At 59.2% G+C, this 17680-nt stretch carries 13 protein-coding genes; 6 read left to right on the top strand and 7 right to left on the bottom strand.

Going from position 1 to position 17680, the window contains the following annotated elements; all coding sequences use genetic code 11:
* The 4 genes from Q0J81_RS00975 to Q0J81_RS00990 form a co-directional block, all read right to left on the bottom strand.
* Positions 1-1449: a carbon starvation CstA family protein gene (locus tag Q0J81_RS00975; RefSeq protein WP_294445528.1), complete on the bottom strand. Its 1449-nt coding sequence runs from the start codon at positions 1447-1449 to the stop codon at positions 1-3.
* Positions 1450-1761: 312 nt separating this feature from the next.
* Positions 1762-2253 (bottom strand): GNAT family N-acetyltransferase, encoded by a 492-nt coding sequence (locus Q0J81_RS00980; protein WP_294445529.1) that lies wholly within the window; start codon positions 2251-2253, stop codon positions 1762-1764.
* Positions 2254-2395: 142 nt separating this feature from the next.
* Positions 2396-3457, bottom strand: coding sequence for a radical SAM protein (locus Q0J81_RS00985; RefSeq protein ID WP_294445530.1), 1062 nt, complete (start codon positions 3455-3457; stop codon positions 2396-2398).
* 13 nt (positions 3458-3470) lie between these two features.
* Positions 3471-6143 carry a GNAT family N-acetyltransferase gene (locus Q0J81_RS00990; protein ID WP_294445531.1) on the bottom strand — a complete coding sequence of 891 codons (2673 nt, stop codon included), beginning with the start codon at positions 6141-6143 and terminating at the stop codon, positions 3471-3473.
* A gap of 213 nt (positions 6144-6356) precedes the next feature.
* Here Q0J81_RS00990 and Q0J81_RS00995 point away from each other — a divergent pair, with 213 nt between their 5' ends.
* The 6 genes from Q0J81_RS00995 (at position 6357) to Q0J81_RS01020 (ending at position 13489) form a co-directional block, all read left to right on the top strand.
* Entirely contained in the window at positions 6357-7169 is an 813-nt protein-coding gene (locus tag Q0J81_RS00995) for a sulfite exporter TauE/SafE family protein (protein WP_294445532.1), read from the top strand.
* 151 nt (positions 7170-7320) lie between these two features.
* Positions 7321-8832: a polyphosphate:AMP phosphotransferase gene (gene pap, locus Q0J81_RS01000; protein ID WP_294445533.1), complete on the top strand. Its 1512-nt coding sequence runs from the start codon at positions 7321-7323 to the stop codon at positions 8830-8832.
* A gap of 165 nt (positions 8833-8997) precedes the next feature.
* On the top strand, positions 8998-10185 hold the full coding sequence (locus Q0J81_RS01005) for an amidohydrolase (protein WP_294445534.1): 1188 nt from the start codon (positions 8998-9000) through the stop codon (positions 10183-10185).
* Between the two features lie 108 nt (positions 10186-10293).
* Complete coding sequence (locus tag Q0J81_RS01010) at positions 10294-11808, top strand: AbgT family transporter (RefSeq protein WP_294445536.1); 1515 nt, start codon at positions 10294-10296, stop codon at positions 11806-11808.
* A 134-nt stretch (positions 11809-11942) separates the two neighbouring features.
* A complete protein-coding gene (locus tag Q0J81_RS01015) occupies positions 11943-12521 on the top strand; it encodes a phosphoribosyltransferase family protein (protein WP_294445537.1) in 579 nt (192 codons plus the stop codon).
* Between the two features lie 287 nt (positions 12522-12808).
* Positions 12809-13489, top strand: a complete 681-nt coding sequence (locus tag Q0J81_RS01020) for a queuosine precursor transporter (RefSeq protein ID WP_294445538.1) — start codon at positions 12809-12811, stop codon at positions 13487-13489.
* Positions 13490-13796: 307 nt separating this feature from the next.
* Here Q0J81_RS01020 and Q0J81_RS01025 read toward each other — a convergent pair whose 3' ends face one another.
* From Q0J81_RS01025 to Q0J81_RS01035, 3 genes are all read right to left on the bottom strand, one after another.
* The gene (locus tag Q0J81_RS01025; RefSeq protein WP_294445539.1) at positions 13797-14657 is read right to left on the bottom strand and encodes an amidohydrolase family protein; all 861 of its coding nucleotides are present in this window, start codon (positions 14655-14657) and stop codon (positions 13797-13799) included.
* Positions 14658-14730: 73 nt separating this feature from the next.
* Positions 14731-15729: a TAXI family TRAP transporter solute-binding subunit gene (locus tag Q0J81_RS01030; RefSeq protein WP_294445540.1), complete on the bottom strand. Its 999-nt coding sequence runs from the start codon at positions 15727-15729 to the stop codon at positions 14731-14733.
* A 24-nt stretch (positions 15730-15753) separates the two neighbouring features.
* Complete coding sequence (locus tag Q0J81_RS01035) at positions 15754-17673, bottom strand: TRAP transporter permease (RefSeq protein ID WP_294445541.1); 1920 nt, start codon at positions 17671-17673, stop codon at positions 15754-15756.
* Positions 17674-17680 lie beyond the last annotated feature (7 nt).

The following is a 17680-nucleotide window of genomic DNA, read 5'->3' on the forward strand; positions in this document are numbered from 1 at the left end:
TCAGGCGCGACGAGCGCGGGTCGCACGCAGGAACAGGGTCAGGAACAGCGCGGCCACGCCCACGCCGATCACATAGGAAACGGCGACGGGCAGCTGCACCACAAGGCCGAGACACTCGGGAGCCATGCAGAAGTAGGTGCTGGACACGGCGCTCATGAAGGTGGCGGGCACGGCGGTGATCCAGAAGTTCTTCTTGTTGAGGAAGAGGTACATGGAGGCGGCCCAGAGCACAATCATGGCCAGGGTCTGGTTGGTCCAGCTGAAGTAGCGCCACACGATGGAGTAGTCAAGCTGGCTGATGAGGGCGCCGGCACCGAGCAGCGGCACGCAGAAGATGAGACGGTTCTTGTAGCTGGTCTGCGTAACTTTGAACCAGTCGGCCAGCACCAGACGGGCGGAACGGAACGCCGTATCACCGGAGGTGATGGGGCAGGCGATGACGCCGATCATGGCAAGGCCTATGCCGATACCGCCCATGGTCTTGCTGCACACGTCGTAGATGGCGGCGGACTGGCCGGAGCCGAGGCTGGCCAGCAGACCCGTGGTCTGACCGTTGGTGATTTCGTAGATGGTGCAACCGGCGGCGGCCCAGATGAGGGCAATGATGCCTTCGCACACCATGGCGCCGTAGAACACGAAGCGGCCCTGATGTTCGCTCTTCATGCAGCGGGCCATGAGCGGAGACTGCGTGGCATGGAAGCCGGAAATGGCGCCGCAGGCCACGGTAATGAACATGAAGGCCCAGATGGGCGTGCCCTTGGGATGCATGTTGGTGAAGTGATCCCAGAGTTCGGGAATCTGATAGGCGGGGTTCACCACGATGCCGGCGCCCACGCCCACAGCCATGATGATGAGGCAGATGCCGAACACGGGATAGACCTTGCCGATGATCTTGTCGATGGAAATGAAGGTGGCGATGAAGTAATACACCAGCACGACCGTCAGCCAGAAGGAAGCGTTCAGCAGAATGCCGGAAGCTCCGGCTTCGCTGCAAAGCTTGACGATGAGGCCGGCCGGGCCGACGGCGAACACGGTACCGACCATGACGAGCAGCACCACGGAGAAGACGCGCATGACGGTCTTCATGGTGGAGCCGAGATAGAGACCCGTGATTTCGGAAACCGACGCGCCGTTGTTGCGCTCACTGGTCATGCCGGAGAAGAAGTCGTGAACGGCACCGGCGAAAATGGTACCGAAGGTGATCCACAGAAACACGACGGGGCCCCAGAGCGCACCCTGAAGTGCACCGAAAATGGGGCCGAGACCGGCAATGTTCAGAAGCTGAATAAGAAACAGCTTCCACTGAGGAAGCACCACATAGTCGACGCCGTCATTGATGACCACGGCGGGAGTCTCCCGGTCGTCCGGACCAAAGGTATTCTCTACCAACTTGCCGTAGGTAAAGTAACCGATGATCAGCAGGGCCAGGCACAGAAAGAAACTTACCATACAAACAACCTCTCGAAGGCCTGCAATTCCTCCGTACCACCAAGGCCGGAGGGGCATGCCGATAATCTTAGAAGCCAAGTATTCCACTTGACCAAATTATGCAAGACGATACATTGACCGGCCCTTGAACTTTTTGAGAAAAAAACTCTAATCCGGCCATATTACATATTTTTATTTTTCCGTTATTTTTTGATGCCTGACTGTGGTAAAAAAGAGCCTTCTTTCCGCGCCAAAGGCTGAGCCTCCGGGACATGCAGGCGGAAGAGAGACCGTCGACCACCATGCACACCGCCACCTTCTCTGAAAGAAAAATCATGAGTTCCAGAAGGTAAGACGCATCTGATGCCACGCGACATTGCCGTGCGTGGAGGAAGAAAGTCCTTCGTCCTCAAAGCCGAGGGAGGCATAATAGGGAACGAGTCTCTCCTTGCAGGTGAGCACCACGCCCGCCTTTCCTCTCTTTCGGGCCTCTTCCGTCAGTCGCCTGACGAGCATGGCGGCATAACCTCTCCGTCGGAACTCAGGAAGCGTGTTGAGTCCGAAAATCATCTGCCAGCAGCCGTCCTTTCTGTGCAGCGAAGCGTCGGCGTACATCTCATCGCGCAGATCGCGTTCATCCGTAGCCATGCCGTCGATGAAGGATGCAAGCCGGCCATCTTCAAACAGCAGCCAGAAACAGTCGGCATAGGCCGCAAGCCTTTCGCGAAATTCATCTTCCGTGGCCGCCTCGGCGGCAGGAAAGCAGCGCCGTTCCACCTCGGTTATGGCCGCAAGATCGGCCATGGTCGCATTTCTTATGAGCATACATCCTCCAGGCTCCCGCAAGAAGCGAGAATCCACCTGTTTTTTTAATCGTCAGAAACTCCGGCGCCGTACGGCTCATTCCGCAAACGCCGAGACAGGAACATCCCGATTCAGAAAAGCGGACGCCCTTCCCTGTCAGGCACTATTTTGTTTCCGGATGCAGAGCGCAGGGAGCTTCAAAGCGCTTGGCACAGGATACGCAGGCGGCCGGGGGATCGGCCGTCTGCACGGATGCTCGAAAGCTTGCGTATTCCGGCAGGGACCATATCTCCACTGGACTCTTCTCACGCACGCAGCCGAACACCGTGCGGTTCGGCTGCGGCTCATCGAGCGGCACGTTCAGATATACGCAGGGCGAGACAAGCCCGTCGGCGTCCACGTAAAGCGTTCGATGCGCCCGCTCCCGACAGCACGGCGCGGGCTCCGGCGCAGGAAGCGACGCGTAAAAATCGCGGCCCTCGGCGCGAACACGCGCGCCTACCTCTTCAAGCACCACACGCGCAGCCTCTATCTTATCACGTTCATGGGGCGCAAAGGCCTCCTTCGCCATGTCTTCCGAAGGAATGTAATCCATGGTGCTGATGACTGCCGCATGCACGCCCCAGTCCTCCATGAGTCCCGGCAGCCCGCGTATGGCCTCCACGTTTGAGGCCAGCATGAGATAGGCCAGATGAATTTCCAGATGCACGGCATTTTTTTCCCGGCGGATCTTCTGCAGGGTTCTTACGGCGTTCTCCACTCGGGAAAAGGGAACCCCGGCTCGGGCTCTGTTGCTCTGCTCATCCGTACCCACCAGAGAAAAGGCAACTATGTCCATGCCGCTTGCCACAATGTCTTCCGCCAGCTTCTCATTCATGACCATGCCGCAGGTCGTCGTAGATACGGCGCATCCGGCTCTGCGGGCAAGCGACACGAAGTCCATGAAATGCGGATTGAGAAAAGGTTCTCCCCAGCCCTGCAGATGAACGCGCCCGGCTCTCGTCATGACAGGCCAGAGCGCGGCAAAGGTCTCGGCGCTCATATGCCGGCTCTTCCACACGTCCGAACGCGTAGTGTGCGGACAGTACACGCACTTTCCCATGCAGCAGGAAGTCACCTCCACCTGCAGACATTCCAGCTCGCGCGGCCGGAGAAAGTCGCGCAGGTCCTGCAGAATTCCGGGAGCCCGAAACCTTGCGAAAAGCCGTTTGACATCGGTTGCCATGCATTTTCTCCTGCTAGAGCGTCCAGCTCGTTTCCAGATGCGGCATGAGCTCAAACGCTCCCCACTTCTTCTTGAAGAAGGTAATGCCGCCGTCTATGCCGAGCCCGAGGTTCAGCACGCCCTGCCCGCGGCGCACGGCCTCGTCCGCAAGCGCCTGCAAAAGCGCATCGCTCACGCCGGGAGGACAGTCGTCCTGCCGGAAGGCAAATATGTAGAAGGCCGTGCAAAGCGCGCTGTAGTCGCCCACGGCCATGGCAAGCAGCCTGCCCGAGGCATTGCGCGCCGCAAAAAGCACGGCATCCTGCGAAGCGTTCACATATGAGCCCACCTTGCCGAAGATGTGCCTTGTTCCCGGGGCAAGCGTACGCACCTTGAGATAATGATCCACCAGCGCGTCGTGATCCGGCCCCCAGTTCTCCACAGCTACGGAAGCTTCCCTCTGCGCACGGCGGAGCATGTTGCGCAACTTCTGCCCCGGCGTATGGGGAAGATTCACGCACCACCACGCGTCGCTCTCCACCACGGCCCTGTCGGGGGCGGCGGAGGGAACGACGGGGGAAAGCACCGTTATTCTGCGAAGGTTCGGCATGGCGAGCGCACAGGCAACGGCCTTCTCCAGCCTGTCGGCATAGGCTGCGGAGCCGACGGCGCAGAACGTCTGCTCATCCTGCGCGGGAAAGGCCACCAGCGTGCAACTGTCGTCCGTGGTCCAGGCGGCAAAGCCCTCGCACGAACGCAGCGTGCGTCCCGATACCGCGCGCACGTAGGAAGGAATCTGTTCCGGCACCACGGCCCTCGCTCCGAGATCGGCGAGTCCCCGGCCGGAAGACGGACCGCGTGTCGCCACGACCCGTTCCGTACGCTCTCCGGCATCCCTGCGCAGCGCAGACGAACGCACGTTTTCCGCCGGGGCCTTTTCCCAGGCGGGCGCGTTGGGATTGCCCGGCAGCACCACGGAATCGTCCCTCCGGATCCACGCGGAGAACCGGTGCTTCCAGGTCGGCAGCACGCGGGTCACGGTAAAGCCGTCCTCGGCCAGCATCTGCCGCAGATTGATCATGTGGGCCGAGCCCACGAACACCGCCGTTCCTCCCCGCTCGATGTAGGGACGCATTCTCTCGCGGAAGCGCTGATCGCGCACGCTGATGATGGTGCCCGTGCGGGTTGGAAATTCTGCGCTCGTCCCCATCATGCCCATAAGGTCTCCCGCAAGATAACGGGAACGGTTGCTTTTCATGAGCTTCGGCCAGAAGGAACACTCCTTCATGAATCGTACGATGCGCTCCATGGGCGCGGACTCGAGCGAGGCTATCTGCTCGGCAAGACTCTCCATGCCCATGACCGACTTGCCCATGTCGAGCGCGACGTCCCACACCTCAAGATCCACGGAATTGGTCCAGCCGTTGCGCTCGAGATACGACGTCCAGAGCGAGAAGAATGCGTACCACTGACGGCTTTGTGCAAGTACGGCGCGCACGTCGATGCGCCGATCCTGCTGCACGCCGACAAGTCGTGCAAGAAATCCTTCCGGCCCGTAGACCATGCGTTCAAGCCGGACGACGTCCTCTTCAGAAAGAAACTGCGCCACCCTCGGCGCCTCGGGATCGGGAGAACGGCCGATACGCGCCACCTCGTCCATGCTGTCGGAATCTATGGGCCCTTCCAGAAGCACGGTGTCCACGTTTTCAAACAGCCGCCGCAGGGAATGCTCAAAAGAATAGCAGAAGAAGTGCGCCGAGCCGCCTATCCACGACGTGCGTCCGTTCTTGTCGAGCCTCCAGAGCATGGCACAGGGCCGCTGCTGGGGAAGGGAATCAAAAAATTTCCAGCGCGATATTTCACAGCTGCTCGATGAGGACCCCATGCTTATGGCGAGATGCGCCGCCATGTCGAAAAAGCCTCCGCTGCCCGTGAAACTTGCGGCGGGCTGCCACACGGCAAGCTCATATGGCGCATCCTTCACGCCGCCCCACTTTTTCTTGAAGCGGGTTATGCCCTCGTTCACACCGAGCCCGAGCAGCACGGTGCGCTTGCCCTCCGCCCGGGCCCGCTCCAGCATTTCAGCAAAAAGAAGGTCCGGCGCGTGCGGGACGTAATGGGTCTTGGAGTGCGCGCCGAGCACGTAGCTCACGTGCTCCGGCAGGGAATAGTCCAGCAGAAGGCAGGCCGCGAGCTGCCCCTCGGAGTCCCAGGCATTGAGCAGTCTGAGATCGGCCTTTCCGTGGAGGGCCGAAGCCGTGCCGGAATAAAGCTGGCGTATGCGGGGAGGAAGCGGAATACGGGAAAGAAATTCCGCCCACAGCCGCCTGTGCTCCGGCGAGAACTCCCGCGTTTCGTCCACCGTGAGGCGTTCCTTCGCATGACGCACCGGCCCGCGCAGTTTTGCGGGCACGGCAGCATCGGCGGAAAGCGTGTAGTATACGTCGCGATCCTGCACGCAGTCCTTCAGCCTGTCGGGCATCTGCGGCGCTATGGCGAAGCAGTCGGAAGGCTTCACGCGGCGCAGCGCCTCGTCCAGCGCCTTCTCAAACCTCTGTACGGAAAACTCTCCTTCCAGCGGATAGCCTATGGCCATGAGCCAGTCGCCGTCCGCGACGAATATGTGATTGTCCAGCTCGAAGGCATGACCTGCCGACAGGGCCTCAAGAAGGGGCCGTGAATGCTCGGGAACGGTGACTGAGGACATGAGATACTCCTTGGCACGCTTGTGAGGAATATGCCATATCCACGACGGGCGGTAAAGAAGACCGTGCCGCCGTTTATTTGCAGCGCCGTGCCGCAAAAGCCCCGTATGCGACGGGCCGTCACCTGTGTCCTGACCGGGATTGCCGAGGAAGCCTTTCTGTTATAGCATATCCTGATATCTCGTTGTTTCCCTTAAAAATTTTGCGGTGTCTTCATGACAGGTTTCCTTCAGATCGTTCTCATTCTCGTCTGCGGCGGTTCACTCGTCGGTCTGCTGTCCGGCATGTTCGGCGTGGGCGGAGCCTTCATCATCGTTCCGCTTTTGAACATTCTCTTCACGCAGATGGGCATTTCACAGGACATCGTGCAGCATCTGGCCGTGGGCACCGCGCCTTCGACCATGCTCATCACCTCCCTGACCACCTTCATCGCGCACACGCGTATGGGCTCCATGCGCTGGGACGTGTGGAGAATCATGCTTCCCGGCATCATCGTGGGCGCCGTCTCCGGCGCGCTTCTGGCCCATCACGTCAACGGGCGCACGCTCGAAGCACTCTTCGGCATCATTCTCCTGATCATATCCTCACAGATGTTCATCGGACGTACCCCGCGCCCCAATGAAAAAATGAAGAAATTTTATGTGCCGGTCAGTCTGTTCGTTGGCATGCTCGCCAGCATGACCGGCGTGGCCGGCTCCATGCAGATCATCATTTTTCTCGTGTGGGCCGGTCACGACTGGTGCGACAGCGTAAGCACGGCCGCCGCCCTCACGCTGCCCATATCGCTTACGGCCACCATAAGCTATGCACTCCTCGGCTGGAACCAGTCGGGACTTCCCGAGTGGTCGCTCGGCTACGTGTATTTGCCCGGTACGCTTTTGCTCATGCTCCCCGGCATTCTCATGGCCGTGGTGGGCGCAAGACTTGCCCACTGGTCCGGCCTGCCGCTGACGAACCTGAAACGCTTCTTTGCCCTGTTCAGCCTTTTCATCGGCGCATCAACCCTGTATCGGGCCCTCTTCGCCTGAGGCGCACGAACGCCGCTCTCCCCTTCTGCTCAGGATTTTTTCTCATGGTTCCGAGATATTGCCTTTTTTAAAAGGCCGTCTACAGTTATCCGCAGAAGCACGGCGTGCCGCAAGCCCGCCGATCCCCACTCCTCAAAAAAACGAGGTTCCCATGTTCGAAACAGTCGTACTTGGCAGACGTTGCAGCGACAAGGAATACAAGGAACAGGCCCCCAAGCTGCGCATGAAGCTTTTTGAGGCGCAACGGCAGTGCATGGACCGCAAGATTCCCCTGCTCATCATCATAGCCGGCATAGACGGCTCGGGCCGCGGTGCGGTCATCAACCTGCTGTCGGAGTGGATGGACAGCAAGCACGTGCACAACCACGTATTCTGGATGGAGACCGACGAGGAGCGTGAGCGCCCCGAAGACTGGCGCTACTGGCGAAAACTCCCGGAGGCCGGAAGCGTGGGCGTATTTTTCGGCGGATGGTACGGCCTTGCCATGCGCAGGTTCTGTTCGGGCGACATGAGCGAGATGGCCTTCAGCTCCCATATGCATCACTGCCGCGGACTTGAGGAAAGCCTCGCCGCTTCGGGCATGGCCATAGCCAAGATATGGCTGCACCTCGACCGGAAGGAGCATGAGACCAGACTCAAGAAACGTCTGGCCCACAAGGAAATACTGCATTTCACTCCCTACGACAAAAAAGCCTCCGAAAATTATGACGGCCTTGCCAGTGCCGCGGCCCGAGCCATTACGCTGACAGACCGTGCCTTCGCCCCGTGGACCGTCGTTGACGCGGCGGATGCAAACTACCGCAACCTTGCCGTGGCAAAGGCCGTCATTGCCACGGTGGAACGCGCCGTTGCCGGACAGGAGGCCAGAAAGGCCCGTCTTGCAGAAAAAGCCGCCGCTGCGCCGCAAAGCGTCATTTCCACCCTGGATGCCATAGACCTGAGCGTCAAGGCAGACCCTGATACCTACAAAAAGGATCTGGCCGAACTGCAGACCGAGCTGCATGAGCTTACCTACCACGCCTGGCGCAGGGGGATTTCGAGCACGCTCGTATTTGAAGGCTGGGACGCCTCGGGCAAGGGCGGAAGCATACGACGCCTCATGGACGGCATAGACGCCCGCATAAGCCGGGCCATTCCCATAGGCGCTCCTTCCGACGAAGAGCTGGCGCATCACTACCTGTGGCGCTTCTGGCGATATGTGCCCCGTGCCGGATTCATTACGGTGTACGACCGCTCCTGGTACGGCCGCGTGCTGGTGGAACGGGTGGAGGGCCTTACTCCCCAGGAGGACTGGAGCCGCGCCTACTCGGAAATCAATCTGTTTGAGGAGCAGCTCATAAGTCAGGGCAACGTGCTTCTGAAATTCTGGCTGCACATTTCCCCGGACGAGCAGCTTCGACGCTTCAAGGAGCGAGAGTCGACGCCGTGGAAGCAGTACAAGATCACGCCCGACGACTGGCGCAACAGAGACAAGTGGCCGGAATACGTGCTCGCCGCCGACGAAATGTTCCTTCGGACCAGCACGGACTACGCACCATGGCACATCATTCCCGCTGAGGACAAGAAATACGCCAGACTTTCGGTACTGCGCACCTATCGTGACGCGCTGAAGAAGGCGCTGAAACATGCCGACGGAAAAAAAGACGGCCACGACAAGAAATAGCGAACGCGACGCAAAAAGCAGAGAGGCCTTGCCTCAGAGCCGGCACAGCTGCGGTCAGACGGACATCAATAGTCTGTTTTTTCAAGCGATTTCCTTGCTTCCCCTTTCATTAATGAGTACAGTGCACAAAACGCACATCTTTCCGAGACAATTAAAGGAGACATCATGCCCGAGCTCTCTCATGAAAAAAAACTTCTCCTGGATGAAATCCAAACGCTGTCCGGCCAGATGAGGGAAACAGCCTCCGCCATCTTTGCCGAACCCGAGCTTGGATATCAGGAATTCAAGTCTTCCGCCCGTCTCGCCGACTTTCTCGAGTCAAACGGCTTCAAGGTGGAACGCAACCTGCTTGACATGCCCACGGCCTTCCACGCCAGCTTCGGTTCTGGAGAAGGACCGCAGGTAGCGTTTCTTGCCGAGTTCGACGCGCTTCCCGGCCTCGGGCACGCCTGCGGACACAATCTCTTCGGCACGGCAGCCTGCGGCGCCGCCGTGGCGCTTGCCCGCCATCTTCCCGCAGGAACCGTGCACGTGTTCGGCACGCCCGCTGAAGAAGGCAACGTCAGAGACGCCGGCGGCAAGGTTCCCATGGCCGACGCCGGGCTCTTCGACGAGATGGACGCCGTCATTGCCGCCCATGCCGAAGGGCGCACCATTCTCAAACAGCAGCTCATTTCCCGCGCCAATCTTGAAATGGACTTCAAGGGCAAGGCCGCCCATGCCGCAGGCGCTCCGGAAAAGGGCATCAACGCCATGGACGCTGCGGCCCTTGCCGTCATGGGCATCAACAGCCTGCGCCAGCACATGACCCGCGACGTGCGCATTCACGGCCTGCTCACCGACACCGGCACCTCCATCAACACCATTCCCGAGTTCGCCCGTCTGCGCTACGGCGTGCGCGCCCGCAAGCCGGAAACGCTCAACAACGCCATCGAACGCGTGGTCAACTGCGCGCGCTGCTGCGCCATGGCCCTCGGCTGCCAGTTCTCCTATCGCCATTCCGCGCATCCCTACTACACCATGCGCCACAACATGCCTCTGCTGCACGCCTTTGCCGCCAACCTTGACCTGCTCGGAGAGGACTACATCGAAGAAGTGCAGAGCAGCTATTCCACCGACATGGGCAACGTCAGCTTCAAGGCTCCTTCCATCCATCCCTACATTTCCATCGGCGGAGCGCACCTTGTGGGTCATACGCCAGAGTTCGCCGAGGCCTGCAACGGCGAAGGCGGCTTCAAGGGGATGATCCTCGCCGCAAAGTCCATGTGCCTGACCGGATTCGACGTGCTCACCAATGAAGAGCTCCGCAAGGCTGCGCGCAAGGCGTTTGAAACGCTTGACGACTTCGACTGATATCCCTATCCCTAATACTCCGGCGCATCACGTCGCGGACCTTCCGCGCCGTGATGCTTTGTATAAGGACCCTTTTACATCTGCACCACGCCCAAGGAGCTCCAGGCCATGGCGAAAGAACAAATCGAAAACCTTTCCGGCATACTCGGCTTCATCGAACGAGCCGGCAACAGGCTGCCGCATCCCGTCACCATTTTTCTGATCCTTACGCTGATCGTCATGGTCATCTCCTACCTTCTGCAGGGAATCACCATGGTCGATCCCAAGGGAAAAACGCTGGTCGTGCAGAGCCTCGTCTCGGTGGACGGCCTCACCTGGTTCCTTAAAAACTGCGTGGACAACTTCGTGCGCTTCAAGCCCCTCGGCCTCGTGCTCGTCATGATGCTCGGCCTCGGCGTGGCCGAAGAGGTGGGTCTTCTCTCCGCCGTGCTTCGCGCCACCATTCTCAGCGCGCCCCGCAGCATGGTCACGGCCATCATCGCCTTCTGCGGCGTCATGGGCAACATGGCTTCCAGCGCGGCCTTCGTGGTGGTTCCTCCCCTCGGCGCCATGATATTCAAGGGACTCGGACGCAATCCTCTGGCCGGCATGGCCACGGGCTTCGCCGGCTGCGCCGCCGGTCTCAACGCCAACCTTCTGGTGGTGGGCACCGACGTGGGCCTTGCCGCCATCACGCAGCAGGCCGCCCAGATCATCGATCCTTCCATCACCGTGCATCCTGCCGTCAACTGGTACTTCATGTCGGCCTCGACCTTCCTCGTCACGGCCATCATCGTCTTCCTCACGGAAAAATTCGTCGAGCCCCGGCTTGAAGGCGTGGCCATGCACGAAGGCGCCATGGGCAGCGAAGACATGACCGTCACGCCCGAAGAGCGCCGCGGACTGCGCGCCGCCCTCATCGGCGGACTCATCTACATCTGCCTCATTCTGCTCACCGTGGTGCCCGAACACGGCATTCTGCGCAACCCCAAGACCTTCAGCATCGTGCCTTCCCCCTTCCTTGACTCTCTCGTGCCCATCCTGCTGGTGTTCTTCCTTGCCGTGTCCATTCCCTACGGCGTGAGCACCAAGGTCATACGCAACGACAAGGACGTGGTCCGCTTCATGGGGCAGGCCATGCGGGAATTCTCCTCCTTCATCGTGCTGTGCTTTGCCGCCGGTCAGTTCGTTTCCAGCTTCGCCTACACGCATCTTGACATGTACCTGTCCATACAGGGCGCGGCATTCCTCAACGACACGGGCTTTTCCGGCATTCCGCTCGTGGTGAGCTTCCTCATCCTCACCGCCTGCATCAACTTCTTCATCGGCAGCGCCATGGCCAAGTGGGCGCTTCTGGCCCCCATCTTCGTGCCCATGCTCATGCAGATGCAGCTTTCGCCCTACTTCGTTCAGGCCGCCTACCGCGTGGCCGACTCCACCACCAACGCCATCTCGCCGCTCGAGCCCTTCATGGCCTTCATCATCGGCGTGGCTCAGAAGTATGCAAAAAACGCGGGCCTCGGCACCATCATTTCCCTCATGCTGCCATATGCGCTCGGCATCCTCTTCTTCTGGGGGCTGTTCCTCATCCTCTGGATGGAAATGGATCTGCCCCTCGGCCCCGGCGCACCCGTGTTCCTGTAATCCTTTCAGGCCGCGCCGGGGCGATTCGCCGCTTCGGCGCGGTAGGCGTCACAAACCTGCCCTGCTCCCGCAAGGTCATGCCCCTCAACCCTGTTTAAAAATTCTCTTTCAATATGCTCTATGCAGGAGGCCATGTGGAATACTTCGACTTTGAAATCATGGGACTCAAGCGCAAGCTGCCCTTCGTCAAGATAGGGGAAAATCTCGCTCTTGCCAGCTTCGTCGTGCTTTCCGACACCGAACTCATCCAGACCGTCGCTCCCGAACTCATGAAGCGCCTGCCGGAAGTGGACGTCCTCATGACGGCCGAGGCAAAAGGCATCTGCCTCACTTACGAAATCAGCCGGCTCATGGGCATGAAGGACTTTGTAGTGGCCCGCAAGAGCCGCAAGCCCTACATGCAGAATCCCATCTCTCATTCCGTATTCTCCGTCACCACACAGAAGGAACAGACCCTCTGGCTCGACGGATGCGAGGCGGAAAAAATCCGCGGCAAGCGGGTCGCCCTCATCGACGACGTCATCGCCACCGGCGAATCCATTGAAGCCATCGAGTCTCTGGCCAAGTCCGCAGGAGCCAACGTGGTGGCCCGAGCCGCCATTCTGGCCGAGCTTCAGTCCGTGCACCGCAAGGACATCATCTATCTGAAGGAGCACTATGTGTTCCGTCCCAATCCCGACGGGACCTACACGCCTCTGGACAGGCTCGACTGATTCCGCCTGAAGCTCTTCTTTCCGGTTCATCCCGCAAAAAGGCGGTCGCCTCCGTGCGAGCCGCCTTTTTTTCGACTCCCGCCGGCGATATCTGCAGGCATCCCTGCCCCTGTATTCAACAGCAGGCATCCGTCACGCTGCCGAAACAAGATCTCCCTTCCGTGTTCCGGCCTGCATACGCAATCTCCCTCTCAGCAACGCCGACGTCTTCTTTCACGTCTCTCCAGTTCCCGCATTCTTCCGGCATCCTTCAGCCGTGTGCTTGCAAACCACGTAAAAAACAAGTCATGAAAAACGTCGTCTCCCTCCCGTTCATGATTCTCGGCATCGTGTTCTGCGTATGCCTCATCGCCTCCAACCTTCTGGAAACCAAGGTCATTCAGATCGGTCCCGTCACCATCACCGCCGGTTTTCTGGTCTTTCCCGTTTCCTACATCATCAACGACTGCATAGCCGAGGTCTGGGGCTTCGGCAGGGCGCGCCTCATCATATGGCTCGGCTTTGCCACGAACTTCGCCATGGTGGCCCTGTTCCGGCTTGCCGTGGCTCTTCCCTCCGCTCCCTTCTGGGAAGGCGACGCCGCCTTCCGCTTTGTCTTCGGCCTTGCACCGCGCATCGCCGCGGCCAGCCTTGCGGCCTTTCTTCTCGGCTCCTTTCTGAACGCCTACGTCATGAGCAGAATGAAGATTGCCAGCCGGGGAAAACACTTTTCCCTGCGCGCCGTTCTCTCCACGCTCGTGGGTGAAAGCGCCGATTCCCTCATCTTCTTTCCTCTCGCCTTCGGCGGACTCGTGCCCGTGCATGAACTTCTGAACATGATGGCCATTCAGGTATTTGCCAAAACAGCCTATGAAATTCTCGTGCTGCCCGTGACCATCCGGGTGGTGGCACGGCTCAAACGTCTGGAGGGACTCGACGTCTACGATACGGGCATTTCCTACAACATATGGAAAATAAAAGAAATTTAAAATATCTTCATAACTTGAGCCCATACAGCCCTACAGACACCCCCTTTTCTTCCGGCGGCCGGGCCCCGGCGGACGCCGGACGGACTTCATGCCATGCCCCCTCAGACGCAGTGAAAGCGCCTGAGCCGTACTCTTTCTTTCCACGCTGTGGACTTTCTTCCGGCACACGACGCGCGGCCGTCGGAATCGCCGGATTCCGCAGTCCGTAAATGACGATAGTGCCGTTTTTCCCCTTCCGAGACACAAAAGACTCCGGCGGACGCAGTTGTCCGCCGGAGTCCGCAGGGACGCGTTCCGACAAAGGAAGTTACAGCTTCAGCAGATAGGCCGCATTGTCGTAGAGGGTGAGCTGCAAAGACTCGTGCGTGAGCCCGCGTTCATGCCAGTTTTCCACGCACTGCTCAAAGCCTCTAATGGGATAGCCGGTACCGAAGAGCGTGCGATACTTCATGAAGGAGTTGGCAGCCTTCACATACTGTTCCGCAAACGGCATGTTGCGGACATAAAAATAGCAGTCTGGAATGATATAGAGGTTGGGGCAGACGGCGGCCACACCCATGACTTCCTGAACATGAGGCCAGCAGCCGTGACTGAGGACGAAGGGCAGCTTGGGGAACTGCTTCAGCACGGGCATGAGGCGACTGGGATCGCAGAAGGTGAGATCGGGGCCGGTGTAGGCGCTCATGGCAATGCCGACGACCGTATCGAGCTGCTGGCACAGATCCAGAATGGGCAGAATCTTTTCATCATACGCATAAATAGCGGGGTCGCACCAGCCCGGATCGAGAGAAATGCCCTTGAAACCATACTCCTTGATGCAGCGCTCAACCTCTTCGAGCGCATGCGGATCGTGGGGGCACACGCCACCGAAGCCGAAGAAGCGTCCGGGAAAACGCTGAGTAAGCTCGTAAATGTCCTCGTTGGGCACGCCGCCGTATACGGGATTTTTGGTTTCGCGTCCCATGATGACGCCGTAGGTGATGCCCGCCTCATCCATTTCCTTGACCATGAGATCAATGTCCGCTTCCGCCACGGAAGGCACGTGACGCCGCTCGAATCCCGTGGGACGCATGGCTCTGGGATCCGTGGGAATGTTGCGCCAGGCCTTGATGATGCCGAGATTCATGAAACCTTTGAAGGGAGGACGAATGCGAAAGTCGATGATCATGAGAAACTCCTTCAGGGTGTGAAAGATGGGGGAACCCTGCCGGGGCCGGGTTCCGAAAGCAAATCCGTCGCCGCTACTTGATCAGGCCGGCTTCCCGGTAATAGCGTTCCGCACCGGGATGCAGGGGGGCCACAAGGCCCTTGGGCATGGTTTCAGGCTTCAGGCTGTCCCATGCCGACTGAATCTGATGCATGTATTCATAGTTTTCGCAGAGCATCTTGGTGATCTTGTAGACGCTCTCTTCGGGCATGTCCTTGCGGCATATCATGTGCACGGTATCGGCAAGCGCGAGAATGTCCCGTCCCACGGCACCATTGTAGAGCGATCCGGGAATGATGGCCGTCTGTATGCCGGCTTCCGCCGCCACCTTCTTCAGGGTTTCGGGATTGACGCTGAGCCACTTGATGCCGGCGGAGGTGACCATTTCCTGCAGATGCGCCTGATTGAGAGAGCCGAGCATGAAGCACGCGTTTATAGTGCCGTCCTGCATCATGCCCACTCTGTCGGCGGACGAAACGGGCATGACCTTGCCGCCCCACTTCCGTATGTCGTCATAGGAAGCGCCCATGGCCTTCAGCAGCATTTCGCCGAGCACGAAGTGCAGCGTGCCCTTGGCTCCGGGATCAAGGCGAATGGGAATCTTCTTGGCTATGACCTCTTCCAGAGAGTCGGCTTCCAAAGACTTGGAAGCGTAGATGTGAATGACCGTCACATCGTTGATGTTGGCGATGGATGCAATCTGCGTAAGGGGCTTCTTGAAGGGGGGCTTGCCCTTGAGGCCGTTGACGATGTTGAAGGACTGCGTGCACGTCACGTCGCCGCCGTTGACTTCAAGCTTGAGGGGATTGCTGAGCGCGGCCCCGAGAAGCACGTTCACGTTGCTGCCGGGATAGTTCTTCTTGAGCAGATTGCCGAGTCCCGTAAAGGCCACATTCCAGGTGCCGCCCATGACGGAACCGCCGATGGCGCGGAAGGTCACGGGAGACTTGTCTTCGGCCATGGCCGTGCCGGAAAGGGTCAGCGAAAGCGCTATGGCTCCCATGCAGAAGGTGCGCATGAATCGGGCAAACATGAAAGGCCTCCTTGCGTTGAAAGTTCAGGATTGGGATGTTTCGATTTCGGGGGTCTGTTCAGGGACGGGAAGCTTCTTTCTGCGGACGAGCTGAAGAGCAAGTCCGAGACATACGGAGCCGAGTCCCAGAATGTCCGTGATGATGCCGGGATAGATCAGGCATATGCCGCCGCCGAAGAACAGCAGTCTTTCCAGTCTGGTCGAGGTAATGAGCATGAAACCCTGCATGCCGGAAGCAATGCACACGGTGCCCACAATGGCCGTACAGATGGCGGGCAGCACGGTATCCCATGAACCGATAAGCAGAAGCGCCGGTTCAAAAATGAAGAAGTAGGGCACAAGATAGGCGGCAATGCCGAGCCGGAACGCCGTAAAGCCCGTCTTCATGGGGTTGGCTTCGGCTATGGACGCTCCGGCATAGGCGACCAGGCAGACCGGAGGAGTAATGCCGGACACAATGGCGAAGTACATGACGAACATATGCGCCGCAATGAGAGGAACGCCGGCATTGACCAGTGTGGGCGCGCCGAAGGTGGCCACAAGCAGGTAGGCGGGAAGCGCGGGAACGCCCATGCCGAAAATAAGGCAGGTGATGGTGAGTACGAAGAGGAACAGCAGAATGCTGACGTGCGCCAGGCCTTCCATCATGCTCACGAAGCCGAAACCGAAGCCGGTCATGCCCACAACGCCGATGATGATGCCTACGCAGGCGCAGCAGGCGGCGATCATGAGCATGTTGGAAGCCGCATCTTCCATGGCATTCAGGAACTTCTTCACGGTAAAGCGCGTTTCAGCGTGGAAGATGGAAAGCACGAGGATGGACAGACTCGCCGCTATGGCGGAAAAGTTGACGCTCATGCCCGACACCATGAGCACGACCAGAATGACCAGGGGCGCAAGATAATACAGGCGCTTCAGCAGTCTGGCCTTGTCGGGTACAAGCTCCTTGGGAGTGCCGCCGATGTTGCAGCGCATGGCCTCAAAGTGGATCATGGCGAACAGGCCGAGATAATACAGAATGGCGGGGAACAGCGCGGCCTTGCATATGCCCGTGTAGGAAATGTTGGTATACTCGGCCATGACGAAGGCTATGCTGCCCATAACCGGAGGCATGATGAGCCCGCCGGAGGAGGCCACGGCCTCGACGGCTCCGGCAAAGGGAGCCGAATAGCCCACTCTCTTCATGAGGGGAATGGTGAAGATGCCCGTAGCATAGACGTTGGCCGCCGCGCTGCCCGACACGCTTCCGAAAAGGGCTGAACCGAAGATGGACGCCTTTGCCGGACCGCCCTTGGCGTTTTTGGTGCACAAACAGGCCAGTTCGAGAAACACGCTGGACATACCGCTTTTGTCCAGAAGGGAACCGAAGAGCACGAACAGATAGATTATGGTGGCGCTTGCGCCGATGCTCACGCCCCAGATGCCGTCCGGCATGATGTAGAGAGACTCGATGATGCGCTGAGGTTCGAGGTATAGATGCCCGAAGGATGCGGGCAGCATGTGGCCGAACACCGCGTAGGCCAGCGCGACCAGCGTGACGATGACGAGCGAAAGTCCGGCGGTGCGCCTTGTGGCCTCAAGAATGCAGAGGACCATGATGATTCCGCAGACCATCTGCTCCGTGGTAAGCTCGTCGATGCCGGGCATCATGTCCTGAATGAAGGTCAGATCCCGTATGATGTAAAGTGCACTCAGGGAGCTTGCCGCAACAAGCACCATATCCAGCGCCAGCCAGAACCTGGGTTCTTCCTCGGGCGCTTTTCTGTAGCGGTCCAGAGGCGGACGCCAGAGAAAGATGAGTGCGAAGATGATTCCCACATGGCCCGCCCGAACCATCATGGGATCAATCAGAAGCAGTCCCAAGGAGGTGGAGAGCTGAAAAAGGCACAAGGCCACGGCCAGTGCAAGAATAACTGGCCGGAACGTCTTTCTCGTAAATTTCATAGGCACT

It is taken from the genome of uncultured Mailhella sp. (assembly GCF_944324575.1).
Lineage (GTDB): Bacteria > Desulfobacterota > Desulfovibrionia > Desulfovibrionales > Desulfovibrionaceae > Mailhella.